The sequence below is a fragment of the Methanosarcina spelaei genome (assembly GCF_002287235.1).
Classification (GTDB): Archaea; Halobacteriota; Methanosarcinia; order Methanosarcinales; family Methanosarcinaceae; genus Methanosarcina; species Methanosarcina spelaei.
Map to the genome: position 1 here is coordinate 1 of NZ_LMVP01000023.1, position 15,531 is coordinate 15,531.

Sequence of the window (15,531 nt, forward strand, 5' to 3'; positions counted from 1 at the left end):
ATGCTAACATTCAGGTGTTTTAAAACATCAATCGGATAAAAATGGATTATCAAAAACTTCCATAAATCAAAAAAATCTTCCCCAGAGGTAAAGAATCGTTTAATTTAAAGAAGCCCTGCAAAATGCCTCTTATAAATCTACAAAAATCAAGGTTTTTTATTCCATTTTTCTTAACTTTATTTGACAAACGTTTTCGGGAAAGGTTCAGCGGACAGCTGGCCGGAGAAATATATTAAAACTGAAATTAAATGAGGGAAAACTCATTTTCGATCAGAAAAATTCCTCCCCAAATCAAAAGATCACTTTGAGCAAAAGGTTTCTGCGAAGAGTTCCTTATAAACTCTTTTTGAGTCTGCAAAACTCATGGATTAGGAAAAAAGTGCATCTCAGGTTTATCTATATTTCAGGTTTATCTACATTAAAAAGTTTAATTCCGCTTGAGCGAAGCAGAACTCGGCCAAAACAGACACCGTGCTGCCGAAGCGGAACTTAAAAGTTCATGTTTCTGCGAAGATGGAAAAAACTTATTTTTTCTCGATGACTCCACAGACAATCCGCGCACCGCTATTGCCGGCAGGATTGGTCATCTGGTCGTCAGAGTCAGCATGGATGACCAGCGAAGTACCATTGGCTGTGAATAACGTAGTTGGCCCGGGTGACAGCGTTACACGGTCGGTGTTGACACTCATATGTCCGGTGCCGTCATTGCTCACATTGAGGTTGGGTAAATCACCGGCATGTGGACCTTTCGGGTTGTTGAGTCCATGCTCCTTGCCCAGAGGATTGTAGTGTTCACCGGCAGAAGTGAACGACGGACCAATGCATTCCCCTTTATTGTGAATATGAATGCCGTGAAGACCTGGCTTCAGGCCTCTCACGTCGACATTGATATGAACCGGGCCATTTGCTTCCTCGGTAAAAGCGGCCAAACCTACAGTGTTCCCCTCCACGTCCTTCATGACAGCTGTGGCACTATATGTGGCATTTTCTTGGGCAGAGCCCGTAGTTGCAAATATCAGCACCGCTGAGATGACCATTAGTAATACCAATCCAGCTTTCATCAGCTTATTCCCCCGAAAAGTGACTATTTAAGTTTGACAGAAGCTTTCCTATTAAAGAGCATGATGAGATGGACACTGATCTCCCAATCTTTAACAGATCATGTAGAATGTCCTGTCTCCTTTCAGATATTCTGTCCCCGTTGCTGACTCCGGCATAGTGTTTGTGTTGCGATAACACATCATTTGCATACCAGGGTCAGCCATTATAAGAATGTCGGGTAAAAACGTACGTTTCTTGTTAACATACGTTTAGACAAATACACACTCATATAGTATAAAACCATTTTTATAAAATACAAATATTATATTTTCCAAATGAGAGAACTCTTTATAGTAAGATCTTATAGACAAATAGAAATGCTTGAGATCCAAACTCCCGGTTATTTAAACAAAGTAAATTATAGGTTCCTTAAAAGTCTCTTTTAAATCTAAAAAATTACAAATTTTTAAGTTCTTTTTTCTTAACAAAGGTCAGGGGAATTCCAGCAGTCCACAGGTTTTACTCTACAAAAAATGCGGACTTATAAAGTTCAGGTTTCCATCTTAGTAATTATAAATACCACTACAACAGATTAATATGCTGGTTATTATAAAAAGTATCGAAAAATAATTATTTTGAAAAGATTGGGGATAATATGAAAGGATTTGCGATGCTTGAAATTGGAAAAGTAGGCTGGATCGATACTGAAAGACCTTCAGCAGGACCATATGATGCAATCTTGAGACCTATTGCGGTAGCGCCCTGTACATCAGATGTTCATACTGTCTGGGAAGGTGCGCTTGGAAATCGTAAAAACTTGATTTTAGGACACGAAGCTGTAGGTGTTATAGATGAAGTCGGACCAGAGGTTAAAGACTTCAAATCAGGTGATAAAGTAATTGTTCCTGCAATTACACCTGACTGGCGATCCATTGCGGCACAGGATGGAGTACCTATGCACTCAAATGGAATGCTTGGTGGATGGAAGTTTTCAAACTTCAAAAACGGAGTCTTTGCCGAATATTTCCATGTAAATGATGCAGACATGAATTTAGCTCTGCTTCCAGAAGGAATGCCCCTCGAACAAGCTGTCATGCTATCAGATATGGCAACTACTGGAATACAGGGTGCAGAAATGGCAAAAATTAAAACCGGCTCTACAGTTGCAGTCATAGGAATTGGTCCTGTTGGTCTTATGGCAGTGGCAGGCGCATCTATTCTTGGTGCTGGTAGGCTCTTTGCAGTAGGAAGTCGGAAAGCCTCGGTTGATCTTGCTCTGGAATACGGAGCATCTGAAATTATTGATTACAGAAAAGGTGGACTAGTTGAACAGATTCTTCAAAAAACGAATGGAAAAGGTGTGGATTCTGTAATCATAGCAGGAGGAAATGAAAACACAATTTCAGATGCAGTCAAAATTGTAAAACCTGGAGGCACGGTATCAAACGTCAACTACTACGGAACCGGAGACATACTTCCTATTCCACGTATTGAATGGGGGATGGGTATGTCTCAAAAAGACATACGTGGCGGCCTGACAACCGGAGGTCGTTTGAGAATGGAAAGAATGGCAGACCTGTGTACCTACGGAAGAATAAAACCAGAAAAGATGGCTACCCACGTATTCGAAGGATTCGATAAAATGGAAGAAGCTCTCATGCTCATGAAAGAAAAACCAAGAGATCTTATCAAGCCTGTTGTTCTTTTTAATGAGTAAGCGGGTTAACTATCTCTTTTAAACTTTTCGCAAAGCTCAGAGTTTTGAGAAAGAAATATTCTCGTCTTATGGGATAAAGGATTAATCAAATAAATATGGTAGAGTCATAAAAATATGGTAGAGTCATAAAATTAACTAATGGTTACCCACTGTAAAATATTGAGCGGTAAATCTTGAATTTTGCCAATATGCTCCAATTTTGAGATTTTTAACTGAAATGACTCATTTCTTTCATTTTTTCTTTCATTTTTTTCTCAGCTTCCAGCCGTCAAGAACTTTGTATTCTATTTCTTGCTGCAGTTTGTCCTTTGGAACACGCATTACAATAACATTTGCCATAAATTTCATTCCGTCTCTTGAATAGAACAATAGGATAGGTTAGTAATATTTATTATGAAATATTTTTGGAAAACAGAGTTAATGTAAAACCTGTCCTTTCGTGCTATTCCCTTCAATGTACCTTAACTACTCTTAGCAAAGAACAGGCTGATGTTTATTATATCAAACAGCAATCCTTTGATCCTTCATTTTACATATTAATTTTTGGACCTTAACTCAAACCAGAAGAGTTTACTGAATAAATGTAGATTAACTCGTAAAGTATGTCCAAGAATAAAGATCTAGTTGAGAAATTACATTAGCCATATTAACACTGAGGAAAACACAAAAAAATATTTAGACAGGCGGCAGAAAAAAATATGAGCTTATCCCATCCATAATTCAAAACTTCTTCTCTATTTATCGAGTTAGGAATGATCAAAAGTTTCTAATCACGAAAAATCATTCTGAAATTTTTATTCGTTTTGGGGAAGAGACTGGTTTTGGTATAAGCTCCATACATAGTCATGTTTGAAATGGTATTTATTTTAAAGATCTAATTAATCCATAAGTGTAATAATATCCACATAGTATCATAATGTCCACATAGTATCTGCTGTTATAACACCGATCTGTTCATCAAAGAGCGTCGTTTCCATTTTCTTTCGTTCGGATTCTTATTGCATCATCTAGTGATAGCACGAATATCTTGCCGCTTCCGATATAGCCGTCTATATCTTTTGATCCTTTTTCGATTGCTTCAACTGTTGTTTGTAGAAACTCATCTTTCACCGCAATTTCAATCTTGACTTTATCAAGCAGGTTTGCTTCGTATTTTTCAGTTTTAGTCCTGTCAACACTCAGATGTCCTCCTTGGGCACCATATCCAGAAACAGATGAAACTGTCAGTCCGTGTGCCCCAATTTTCTGAAGCTCTTTTTTGACGTTGTCAAGCTTTTCTGGCCTTATCATCGCAATTATGTATTTCATTTTTGTCATCACTCAGCATCCGATTTCCTGTTTTATTCTATTTATAACCTTCATATTTAAAATTAAATGATTTTTCATAAAATTAATTGTAATGTCAGTAATTTAAAGGTGTTTGAGTACAAGTTCACTCAAAAATCAATTTTTATTCACATTAATAAAATATTCAGAATCACTTCCTAACCGTAAGGTCATTGGCTATCCAAAATCAGAGATTTAAGGACACGATTCTGAGTTTTGGGAAAGCTCATTATTTAATTGATCTGGTTGCGAAAGAACAATTCACTTAAACCAGAAAAATCCTTCCCAAAAAGAAGAGATCACTTAGAGTAAAAAATACCCTTGAAAGAGTTTTTTATAAATCTTCGAAAAAGATGATTTTTTGGCCCTTTTTTCTTGGAAAAACATACTCAGGGAAGATTCCAGCAGACCGATAGCAGGAAAAATATATCTCAGTCTAACTGAATATTAAAAAAGATTTTATCCTTAAAAATTTTATTTTAAAATTTTGTTCTGAAAAACTTTGTTCTAAAAATTTTGTTCTAAAAATTTTGTTCTGAAAAACTTTGTTCTAAAATTTTATTCTTAAAAAACTTTGTTCTTAAAAGTTTTATTCTTTTAAATTGCAAGTGCTATCTATCAATCTTAGAACCTTAATCCGTCATCGGTTAATGTGATATCGTAGTTTCCAACAAAAAAAGTATCGTGCACGTTTACACCATTTATGGTTTGCCTGGGAATATCATTTATTTCCACAGTACGGTCAGTTACACGAATTTTCTTGCCTCCTACATAGAAAATTCCACTCACTGCTACGTATCCATCTTCTATGATTTTAGCATTGAAAATAACATCACCGTTTTCTCTTTTTGTTAACATGAGGCCATTTTCTTTTTCGATTTCTCCCTGCACATCAAATTTTTTGTTAATTTGAGTAAGCTCGTTTCTGTCGATTTTCGCTATTATTTCTGAGTTTTCATCCCTGATCTCGGTTGTCAGAGTAAGGTTGCCATCAGTATTTTCCAGAGTAAACAAGTGTGTCCTGTCCCCGGTTTCTTTATCTGTCTGATATGACACCATATATGCCTGGTCTGCATAGATGTTTGATCCCAGGATTAGCATATAATCGTCGTGAGTCATATGAATTCCACCTGTAATTTTATGTATATATATTTACTGGTATGATTATATAAAACGCTTCTTAATCAATTTTTATTGTGGACTGAACATGTTAATGAAAGATATTTTTCCTCAATACTTTACAAACGCATTCGAAGGAGACTAAAGCAGACCGCCAATGGGGAAAATACACTTAAACTAAACTGAATAAGGAAAATTTCTTTCTTCGCCTTTGGAAGGCATTTTCTAACAGCTCTCCTTGATCTGCGGTTCACTTGAAAAAATAACTTTAATCCTAAAACAGCCCTCCAAATGAAAGATTGTTTCGATCAAAGAGACTCTTCAAAAGGCCTTTTCTCAAATAATAAATTACAGTTTTTCAAGTTATGAGGCCGTTATCTATCTATTCTGGAGGATTCGATATAAATATAAATAAATATATTTTAATTTAGTTTCTCTTGTCTAAATAATAGACTCAGTACCAAAATCTAGTGATGGATGTAAAATTCAAAATCACTAGATTTTGTAAATGGTCACCATCCGTGTAATACAACTTAATGATTCAAGTCTTTAGATAGCGAATATTGATTTTGATAAAAACTGGATTCTTCTTGCTAATTCAGATTTTCTATCAAAAATGCAAAAATCACTGGATTTTGGAACAGAGTCAAATAATAAGGAAAATAATTTAAATCTTGAAATACTTAAAATGAAATAGAAACATTAATGTGCAATTAGATCCATAGCCCAATTTTTAATAATAAATCTAAAATATAATATATTTAACAAAGTTGTGTATCAGAGACTTATATGAAAATTAAATCTTGGAAATCTAAGTACAATTCGGTCTGAAATATAGAGGGGAAGTCATAGTTTATGGAGTATATGTTCAAATTCTGCAACTTGCCTGATGACAAATCAACAGTAAAAATGGTCAATGAAGCCGCAGGTCGTCTGCACTACAAGCTTAAAAAAATCGATCTAGAATCTTTGGACATCTCAGATTATAACAAAAGATACTTTGGATCTTTACTAAGAAATTTACGTTCAAATTTGCAAAAATATGCATACATACTTGCATGGTCGATAACAAAAATAGACATACCCTTAAACAAACTTGTTTTCTTAGATTATGGGGGAGGCTCAGGTATGTTATCCCTCCTCGCAAAAGAATGCAAGATTGGAACGGTTATTTATAACGACATTTACAATATCTCTGCCAGAGACGCAGAAATAATAGGGAAAGCTATCGGAGATCAAGCTGACTATTATATTCCAGGGGATGTTAACGACGTAATCGATTTTTTAAAAGAAAAATCGATTAAATGCAACACAGTAGCCAACTACGATGTTATAGAACATATCTATGATATAGAAGAGTTCCTGAAGAAAATACCTATGATTTCAGACACTAATTTAAGAGTATTTTTTTCTTCCGGCGCAAACCCTTATAATCCTGTTATCAAGAGAAAACTCGTAAAAAATCATTATAGGTGCGAACTCTTAGATCGAGAACAGAAATTTGGTAGTAAAAAAAGAGATCCCCTTGAAGCATATTCTAAAATAAGAAGAAAGTTGATAAAAGATCTAAACCCGGACCTCTCCGAGGATCAGGTTGATTACTTAGTCACTGCTACCAAAGGGCTGATCGAATATGATATTAAAAAAGCAGTAAATGAATTTTCAACCAGTGGAACCGTTACTTTAAAGCAAAAATATCCCCAATATCCCTCAAACACCTGTGATCCTTACACAGGGAACTGGGCAGAGCATTTGATGGATATATACCAGTTAAGAAATGTTTTGCAGAGTCAGAACTTCCAAGCTGATATCTGGTGTGGATATTATGGTGACTCAAACACCTTACTAAAGTGTCTAGCAGCTCGATCTTTAAATATGTTAATTAAAAATTTAGGAAGACGCGGAATGGCATTATCTCCATTTTTTACACTTTGTGGAAACGTAATGCCATAATCGTCCGATTAATTCTTAAGTCCTAATTTAACATTCATCTTTGTTTCCAGAGAAGCCTAATGCCATAATCGTCCGATTAATTCTTAAGTCCTAATTTAACGGCTAAGAGATTACGTTATATTAAAAATTGAACTCATAAGTTAAAAGTTCGCCTTGTAAGTTAAGTTTTTTCACTTCAGCGCGAGCGTTAAAGACGAAAGAGTTCCCCATTTTTGGGGTTTTAAGTCAATCAATTTTATTACCATTTTAACAACGAACACAACCCGTTTTAGACTAAAAACCAGGGTAAATGAGTCCGTATGAAAGAACTAAAACATTTACTCTTGTTCATAATTTAGCCCCTTTTAGCTCACTAAGTATCTTAATTATAATTCAACCCGCTTGAGCGAACTACCTGAGCGAAAAGGGCCCCGTCCTCCCGAGACGGGACTCGGGTGACGGAACTTGGGTAGAGAACTTGGGTAGAGAACTTGGGTAGAAAACTTGGGTAGAAAACTTGGGTAGAGAACTCGGGTGGTATAAGTTCAGGCGGCAACTTTGCCGATTTTATATCGGGTTAGATCGCAGGCTCGATGTCCGTCTCTTCTGAAGAAGAGGAAAGGCGTTTTTCTTTAATCATTTGAATAAGCCTGTCCATTACGTCTTCAATTCCTTCCCCGGTAACTGTGGAAATATTAAAGTCCACGTCATTCAGTTTCTTGAACTCTGATCTGTCAGACTTGTTTGCAACTACAAGCAGGGGAAGTTTGAAGTTCTCACGAATTTCCGCAAGTAAATGTTCCTGGGCTCCTATTTCGTATCCACAGCTTTCACTGGGGTCAATCATAAACATCACAACTGCGTCAAGGTAATGAATCGCGGTGATAGCCTGCTTTTCTATGTCGTTTCTCTCGGACATCGGGCGGTCAAGAAGCCCAGGAGTATCCATAACCTGGTAACGCACACCATCTCGCATGAAATGCCCGATTGTTACGCCTTTTGTTGTAAATGGATATGGGGCGATTTCAGGGCTTGCTCCTGTAATTTTTGAGACGAAACTTGACTTTCCTACATTGGGGTAGCCAGCAATTACAATTGTGGGCTCGTCCTGCACATCAGGAAGTTTCCGCAAGATGTTTCGGGCTTCGTTTAGGAATAGAAGATCTTTGTTAATTGACTTGATAATCGAAGCAAGCCTCCCAAATGCTTCTTTTCGGACAGGCTCCGGAAGATCCGAATTTCTAATTTTCCCAACATAGTTTCTTGAAATCTCATGGATCTTCCTGCTGGCCCAGTCCACGGACGCAAGTGACATCTTGAGTTTTTCTACGCCTACAAGGATGTCCGTGAGTTCATAATAAAATCTGGGTAAGTGTTCAAAACTTGGGAACCGCCTGACTATGTTTGCAAGATTATCCGTCAGAATATTTGCGGCTGTCAGTAGCATGGACTCATTGGCCCTGAATCGGCTTTCCCTGTCTTCTATGGTTTTCCCGGACATAGCTCGCGCTGACCGCTTAAAGGCTTTATTGATTAATTCCTGGGAAGTGGGAACGGTGTGGATTTTCTCAAAGATCATTATGTTCTAACCCTCTGGGGACTCTACTAAGTTATATAAACGTTATTATAAATGAAGAATTTCAACAAAATAAATCCGCAAGCGAGAGTCTCGCAGAGATTCCTGAAGACGATTCCCTGAGAGGGGATTTATTGCTCGGTTTTGAATTTATAACTACAAATTCTGGTGATAAACTCTAATATAAAGTGAAAAATCAGGTAGATATTTAAAGCAGAACCGGACTGTATTTATATTTGTAATAGTAATTTGTAATAAGATTTATAATCATTAATTATGGTAAATATATGCGTTGACTTACGTTCCTAGATATCAATTTTGTACATCATTCTTATAAAGGTATATGAAATTAATGGTGGTAGTATGGAACTTACTCCGATTCAAAAAGACATTATTATTTCATTAATCAACCTTCAGCGGCAAAAGGACCGGGCAATCAAAGGAGAGGAAATAGCCGAGGTAATCAAGCGTAATCCTGGAACTATCCGCAATCAGATGCAGCTATTGAAGGCCCTTGGGCTTGTAGAGGGAGTGCCCGGACCAAAGGGAGGCTATAAACCCACAGGAGCAGCTTATGACGCATTAAGAATCCAACAACTGAAAAATGAATCCGTGGTTCCTCTTTATAGAAACAATGCTTTAGTTAATGGGGCTACAGCTGCTGATATTAGTTTTACTACGGTTAGGAATCCTGATGCTTGCAGCGGAGTCGTCCGCGTAATAGGAAACACAAAAGACTTCGTGATGGACGATAAGCTTCAGGTAGGCCCCACTCCTGTAAACCGCCTGATAATCCGTGGAGAAGTCACAGGAAGGGATGACACCAACAATTCAATTCTGTTCAATATAACAGAAATGATTTCTCTACCTAAAAAGCATGTCAAACATTATATGAAGTATCCTCCTTTACTTGTGAACCTGAACGCAAGTATCCAGGAGGCAACGAGACTTTTTATCCGGAACAACGTTCACGGAGCCCCTGTAGAAGATAAAGGAAAAATCATAGGAATCATTACTTATACCGATATTGCCCACGCAATTGCTCAGGGAAAACCCAATGTAAAAGTCAAAGACATTATGACAAAAGAACTTATCACGGTCGATGGAGATATGCAACTCTACGATGTGGTAAAACTTTTCCACAAGTACAATGTAGGCAGGCTTATCGTAACTATTAATGGCGTACCTAAAGGGACACTGTCAAAAACGGATGTCCTGAACGAACTGGCAGTTTACTGAAAAATTAAGGTTTTTTGCGGCTCTTTGAAAGAGCAGAAAGATGTCAGTATAAATGGCTGAAAAGTTTGATATGTAAAAATATCGGACTATCCAGACTCTCAAACCAGGAGGTAAAGACCTCCCAGGTCTTCAATCCCTTTTCATGATTTCATGTCGGGCAATTAGCTCGGCTGCGATTTCATCAAGGGTAACATTGTTTGCTGCAAGCATTACCAGAAGATGGAAAATAAGGTCTGAACTTTCAGAAACGATCTCTGCATGGTTTTCATTCCTGACTGCGAGGATTGTTTCAATTGACTCCTCGCCTACTTTTTCAAGAATCTTGTTCATACCTTTACGATGGTTCAAAAGCTTGCAGACATATGAGCGCTCGTCATAGTTCTGTTTTCGATCCAGTATGATGTCATATACCCTGTTCAAGATTGATAGGTCAGCATCCGGCATTTTAACACCTGTTTAATTAACACGGAAACATTTTTAAAAATTCAAATAGAGAAAAAAATATCCAAAAAAGTAAAAACAGGAGATTTTCAAACTTTCCTTGGATCAGTGATTTCTCCGATAAGAGCTGATGCTCCTGCAGTTGCAGGGGAAGACAGATATACAAAAGATTCTGGACTTCCTTCTCTGCCCTTGAAATTACGGTTCGAGGTTGCAAGGCCCACTTCTCCTGCACCAAGCAAGCCGAAAGAGCCACCCATACAGGGACCGCAGCACGGTGATTCGACGATTGCACCCGCATTCATGAGTTTTTCTATATACCCGGCTTTCAAGAGTTTCATGTACTCAGTCCTTGAAGCAGGAACTACAAGCAAGCGAACGCCCTTAGCTACTGGCTCGTCGCCCATAATATCAGCCATGAGTTTAATATCTTCGAATCTGCCGTTCGTGCAGGAACCTACAAAGATCTGGTCAAGTTTCGTTCCCTCTACCTCGGTTACGGGTTTTACGTTATCCACATGGTGAGGGCAGGCTACCTGAGGCTCCAGGTCAGATATATCATAGTGCCTGATTCCTACGTATGTTGCATCTTCATCGGATTTCCAGTATGGATCAAACTCGTAATAAAGAATCCGCTCTTTGAGGTAGTTTGCAGTCACTTCATCAGCTTCGATGATTCCTGCTTTTCCTCCCATTTCAATTGCCATATTGGACATAGTCATACGTTCTGGAATCGAAAGGGAGTGGATTGTTGAGCCTCCAAACTCGGCTGCCATATACCTGGCACCTTCTACCCCTACATCGCCAATGAGGTGAAGGATAAGGTCTTTTGAGTAAACGTGTTTTGGAAGGTTGCCTTCTACTTCAAAACGGAAAGTCTCGGGTACCCTGAACCAGAGTTTGCCAGTGGCAAAAACGGCAGCCATATCAGTAGACCCTATACCTGTAGAAAATGCCCCCAGAGCACCATAAGCACAAGTATGAGAGTCGGAGCCAACTATAAGGTTTCCTGGTAGCACGTGTCCTTTTTCGGGAAGAACCTGATGGCAAACTCCTTCATATACGTCATAATTTAAAATGCCCTGTTCTGCAGCAAACTCTCGAAGCATAATATGATTTGCTGTGGCGTTAATAGAATCTGCAGGAACCTGGTGATCAAATACAATCACTACTTTCTTGGGATCCCATACTTTTTTCTCTTCTCTATCCTTCATTATCTCGTAAAAGCCTTTGACTGCTAGCGGACCTGTAATGTCGTGAGTCATTGCCAGGTCTATATTTGCCAGTACGAAATCCCCGGCTTTTACGGAACTTCCGGAGGCCTTCGAAAAGATCTTTTCCGAAACGGTCATCGGACGATTTTCATTACCAGACATCCCGGTCATGGGAGTAACTGGCTCTTTCTAATAAATAAATTTAATTGATGATGCAGGCAGGCAAAAACTAAAAAATCTTTCAAGCTTATTTAAAAACGGAGTTAGTTAAAATAAGAGCATTTTAACCAGTAAAGTTTGAAGGTTTGCTAATTCACCTTTAACCACTAATTTCAGTACTTCCTTTGCTGTCGTGAACTATGCAGGTAAATGTGCCATTCTCCTGACTCTTTTTTGCAAGTTCGAGGCCCTTTTCCCCTCTTATGAAGTCCACGAAATTCTCATACAGACCAAGTGTGTCCTCAAGTTCAGAAATATATCTAAAGAGAATATCTTCTGCTAGTTTTCGACTGTCTTCTATAGAGATCGGAGATCCAAGACCTTCACATTCGCAGGTCTGTAGTCTGAGCCCTTCTATATAAAAAGGATAAGTACTACAGAGCATAGGGCGCACTGGATAGATCTGACATTTGTACGTATCTCTTTCAAGAAAAGTACAGTCTCCGTTCCTCTTCCGCCTGAGGATCCATCCAAAGGCGTGAACCTTGCCCTCACAATCGATACAGTCCTCAAGAGATTCGAGAAGGTCAGGAGAAAAATACTCTTCGTTTTCCTCCGATTCTATTAATGAAGTTTCCGGACATTCTTCTTCAGACTTCCCTATTCCATCCTGGATAGGGTCCTCAATCACAAACGGTCCTGCAATCTCCAATTTTGAGAGACCTGTATACTCCTGGATTCTTTCAACTTCGGAAGGAATTACAGCTACCCTATTATCTCCAAAAGCTTGCCTGCAGCATTTTCCACAGTGCTGGCATGAGAAACCGATTTTCCGGATTTCAGATGCAAGTTTTTCAGGGTCAAGTTTGCGAGCTATTTCCATTTCTTTCTTGAGAGCGGCAATAAGAAGGCGCTGATAACTTGTTTTTTCTGACTTTGGCTTATTGCCTGTGCTGGGAGCTTCCATGCGAATACTCGTGCCCTGCTGGTACATCAAACTAACGCAAGCTGCAAATGACGCCATGAATATTCGGAAATCTCACCCTGAAGACCCTTTACTATACTGATAATGGATCGTAATAAGAAACTATATATCAGGGAACCCGGTTTAAACTTAAGTTTATATGTGGCAGACATTACTTAAAAAGTTTGAAAAATACCCTGCGCAGGCAAAAGTGCTTAAGTTGCTTTTTGAACGCGGGTTTCAGGTAAATGAAGAAGGGAAAGTCACCTCAGGAAGCATTGAGATTGCGCATACCCAGCTTGCAAAAGAAGCAGGCGTTGACCGGCGAGTAGTTGACGCAACTACAAAAACCATTATTTCAGATGAGCTTCTAAGCAGAATTTTTAAAAATGTTCACTCTATCCCTTTCCTCAAAGACGTAGCTCCTTCGCTTGGCCTGGGAGTAATTATTATTATTCCTGAAGATGCCGCTGACGTGGGCATTCTTGCTGAGGTTGCAGGCCTGATCTCAGGAAGCAAAGTAAGCATCCGCCAGGCTGTTTCGGATGATCCTTATCTAACTGATAATCCAAGGCTTACAATCATTACCGACAAGAAAGTGCCTGGAGAACTCGTTGACAAAATCCTCGAACTTCCCTCAGTCAAAGGAGTAAGCATTTACTGAATCTTCCACCAGAAATCAGGACCCTATAAACAAAGTGGAAGCGAGATTGGAAACTTCACTTAAGAGACTATTTTTCAATTGAGAAAAGTTTTTTCCTTCAGTATTAACTGCGAACATAACTGTGAGTATTAACTTATTTTCTGCCTCTTTTAAACGTGGAGAGTCCCAGAGCTATTACAAGGAATCCGAAAAATATAGTACGCATAGAAATATTTCTTACTTTACTTCTGGATACTGAGTCTTCTGTAAGGTTTTTAATAGTATCAGCAAGTCTGAGAATTTTGTGCTCTACCTGTGGTTCCACTTCCGCAAGCGGTTGGGTTCCAGTAAAAGACAGGACGAAGTTCTCAACAGACTCAAGACTTTTCCTGTTCAGAAATCCTCTGGTACGGTCACCCTCGTTTCTGCGACTTGAGCCTGAGTCTCCGGTATCTTCCGAATTAACAACGTGTGAGGCATCTTCCGGACTGACAGTGTTTTCGATAGAGGAATGGTTTATTGACTTCAGGACCTGAATAACAACGCAGGCTGAGGAACTGCCATTATCATTCTTTGCAGTAAGGGAAACTGTATAATTTCCTGGACAGCAGAAGGTATGTTTTGGTTCCGGGCAGCAAGACTTCTTTCCATCTCCAAAGTTCCATGAAAACGAGGCTGCATTCCTGGAAAGATCAAAAAACTGGATAGTAAGCGGAACATGCCCGATTGTCACATTGGTACCAAACTTAGCCTCGGGAAATATTGGAACTGAAGGGTCCGGAGCTTTCAAAACATTAATAACCACGTTGGCCGAATCACTGCCATTCTCGTTCGTGACATTCAGGGTAACTGTATTATTACCTTCGTTGACAAAAGTATGCGAAAAGTCCGTAGAGGTCGAAACTTCCAGGTTTCCAAGGCTCCATAACAGTGAGCTGGCGTTTTCTGAGATTTCCGTAAACTCAACCGTAAGAGGCGCGTATCCTACTGTCACATTGGAAGTAAAAATTGCTTCTGGCATCACGGGAAGTTCCGGAATGAAATTCATTAATGGCCTGTAGTCCATACTCTTTGTGAGGCGATTTACGGCATATGCAGTATCGCCTATACCATCTCCGTCCTCGTCCTGACCTGTGTAATCACTCCAGCAGTTACCTGAGATCCGGTTCCAAGTATTGAGTTTACTGTCTCTGGCATTATTTGTATTATTGAAGAAATTGTTATATATCGTATTGCTTGAAGAGGCAGACAACTTGATTCCGCAATCGGCGTTTGAAGATACGGTATTATTACTCAGGGTATTGTTTTCTGACTTAAACAGACAGATCCCGATATCATTCCCCGAGATAATGTTGTTGTTTATAACACAGTTTTGAGCGCCATTCAGGTAAATTCCATATTTACTGTCGGTTATTGAGAAACCGCTGATTGTCACATTGCTGGCAACTACCTTGAATACATTGCTCTCCCTATTCTTTCCGGTAATAACCGTATCGTAAGAATTTTTTGAGTACGAGATTATTGTCAGGTTATCCTGATCGATTTGAATGCTTTCATTATATTCTCCGGGCTTCACAAGAATAGTGTCACCCGGAAAAGCATTATCTACTGCTTCCTGAATCGATTCTCCTGGGGAAACATAAGTGTTTTCTACTGCTCCGGTCTCTGAGATAAGAACCAAAACCAGAAAAATTGCAAAAAAGCATATCTGTCTGAAAGTTCGAATTTTTGTCATTTTAACCCACATATCAATCCAGGAATTTACAGAATTATTTTTTAAAAGGATGCATATAAAATTGTTGATTTAAACAAATATTAAAGAATAGAAATGAAAATTAAAAGTTACAAAAAAGTTTTATTTGGAAAAGTAAGTCTTTGAAGACTTTTTCTCTTCAAAATACCTAACATATAAGATTGTGTAGTGAAAAGTGAAACAAGGACCAATATAAATCCTCTACTGAGTTATAGGGTTAAGTTTAAATTCCAAAGTATGATCTAAAACTTAAAGTCTGATTCGGTTATACCTGACTCGGTTATACCTGATTTGGTTATACCTGATTTGGTTATACCTGATTTGATTAAAATTAGTTCATTTAAGTCCTGTTCATTGGTCATCGGTTCAGGCTTCACTTCCTTCTCCTGTTATTCTTTTTTGATCCA

General features: G+C 38.6%; 12 protein-coding genes. 4 read left to right on the forward strand and 8 right to left on the reverse strand.

Annotation, left to right across the window (positions count from 1 at the left end; all coding sequences use genetic code 11):
* Positions 1-524 precede the first annotated feature (524 nt).
* Positions 525-1,061, reverse strand: coding sequence for a superoxide dismutase family protein (locus ASJ81_RS02105; RefSeq protein WP_095643034.1), 537 nt, complete (start codon positions 1,059-1,061; stop codon positions 525-527).
* 635 nt (positions 1,062-1,696) lie between these two features.
* On the opposite strand from ASJ81_RS02105, the gene ASJ81_RS02110 reads away from it, so the two are divergent.
* Positions 1,697-2,758 (forward strand): NAD(P)-dependent alcohol dehydrogenase, encoded by a 1,062-nt coding sequence (locus tag ASJ81_RS02110; protein WP_095643035.1) that lies wholly within the window; start codon positions 1,697-1,699, stop codon positions 2,756-2,758.
* Between the two features lie 957 nt (positions 2,759-3,715).
* Here ASJ81_RS02110 and ASJ81_RS02115 read toward each other — a convergent pair.
* Positions 3,716-4,075: a P-II family nitrogen regulator gene (locus tag ASJ81_RS02115; RefSeq protein ID WP_230627859.1), complete on the reverse strand. Its 360-nt coding sequence runs from the start codon at positions 4,073-4,075 to the stop codon at positions 3,716-3,718.
* 633 nt (positions 4,076-4,708) lie between these two features.
* A complete protein-coding gene (locus ASJ81_RS02120; protein ID WP_095643036.1) occupies positions 4,709-5,203 on the reverse strand; it encodes a hypothetical protein in 495 nt (164 codons plus the stop codon).
* Positions 5,204-6,058: 855 nt separating this feature from the next.
* On the opposite strand from ASJ81_RS02120, the gene ASJ81_RS02125 reads away from it, so the two are divergent.
* Positions 6,059-7,156 carry a hypothetical protein gene (locus ASJ81_RS02125; RefSeq protein ID WP_095643037.1) on the forward strand — a complete coding sequence of 366 codons (1,098 nt, stop codon included), beginning with the start codon at positions 6,059-6,061 and terminating at the stop codon, positions 7,154-7,156.
* Between the two features lie 556 nt (positions 7,157-7,712).
* Here the strand turns inward: ASJ81_RS02125 and ASJ81_RS02130 are convergent.
* The gene (locus tag ASJ81_RS02130) at positions 7,713-8,714 is read right to left on the reverse strand and encodes an NOG1 family protein (protein WP_170943151.1); all 1,002 of its coding nucleotides are present in this window, start codon (positions 8,712-8,714) and stop codon (positions 7,713-7,715) included.
* Between the two features lie 360 nt (positions 8,715-9,074).
* On the opposite strand from ASJ81_RS02130, the gene ASJ81_RS02135 reads away from it, so the two are divergent.
* A complete protein-coding gene (locus ASJ81_RS02135; protein ID WP_095643039.1) occupies positions 9,075-9,950 on the forward strand; it encodes a CBS domain-containing protein in 876 nt (291 codons plus the stop codon).
* A gap of 129 nt (positions 9,951-10,079) precedes the next feature.
* On the opposite strand, the gene hisE is transcribed toward ASJ81_RS02135, so the two are convergent.
* The 3 genes from hisE to ASJ81_RS02150 form a co-directional block, all read right to left on the reverse strand.
* Positions 10,080-10,394, reverse strand: coding sequence for a phosphoribosyl-ATP diphosphatase (hisE, locus tag ASJ81_RS02140; RefSeq protein WP_095643040.1), 315 nt, complete (start codon positions 10,392-10,394; stop codon positions 10,080-10,082).
* Positions 10,395-10,480: 86 nt separating this feature from the next.
* Positions 10,481-11,767 (reverse strand): 3-isopropylmalate dehydratase large subunit, encoded by a 1,287-nt coding sequence (locus ASJ81_RS02145; RefSeq protein WP_212556017.1) that lies wholly within the window; start codon positions 11,765-11,767, stop codon positions 10,481-10,483.
* Between the two features lie 157 nt (positions 11,768-11,924).
* Positions 11,925-12,731 (reverse strand): YkgJ family cysteine cluster protein, encoded by an 807-nt coding sequence (locus tag ASJ81_RS02150; RefSeq protein ID WP_095643041.1) that lies wholly within the window; start codon positions 12,729-12,731, stop codon positions 11,925-11,927.
* A 157-nt stretch (positions 12,732-12,888) separates the two neighbouring features.
* Between ASJ81_RS02150 and ASJ81_RS02155 the strand changes: the two genes are divergently transcribed.
* Positions 12,889-13,392 carry an amino acid-binding protein gene (locus ASJ81_RS02155; protein ID WP_095643042.1) on the forward strand — a complete coding sequence of 168 codons (504 nt, stop codon included), beginning with the start codon at positions 12,889-12,891 and terminating at the stop codon, positions 13,390-13,392.
* Between the two features lie 133 nt (positions 13,393-13,525).
* Here the strand turns inward: ASJ81_RS02155 and ASJ81_RS02160 are convergent, their stop codons facing one another.
* Positions 13,526-15,106 carry a PKD domain-containing protein gene (locus tag ASJ81_RS02160; protein WP_170943152.1) on the reverse strand — a complete coding sequence of 527 codons (1,581 nt, stop codon included), beginning with the start codon at positions 15,104-15,106 and terminating at the stop codon, positions 13,526-13,528.
* Positions 15,107-15,531: the final 425 nt, after the last annotated feature.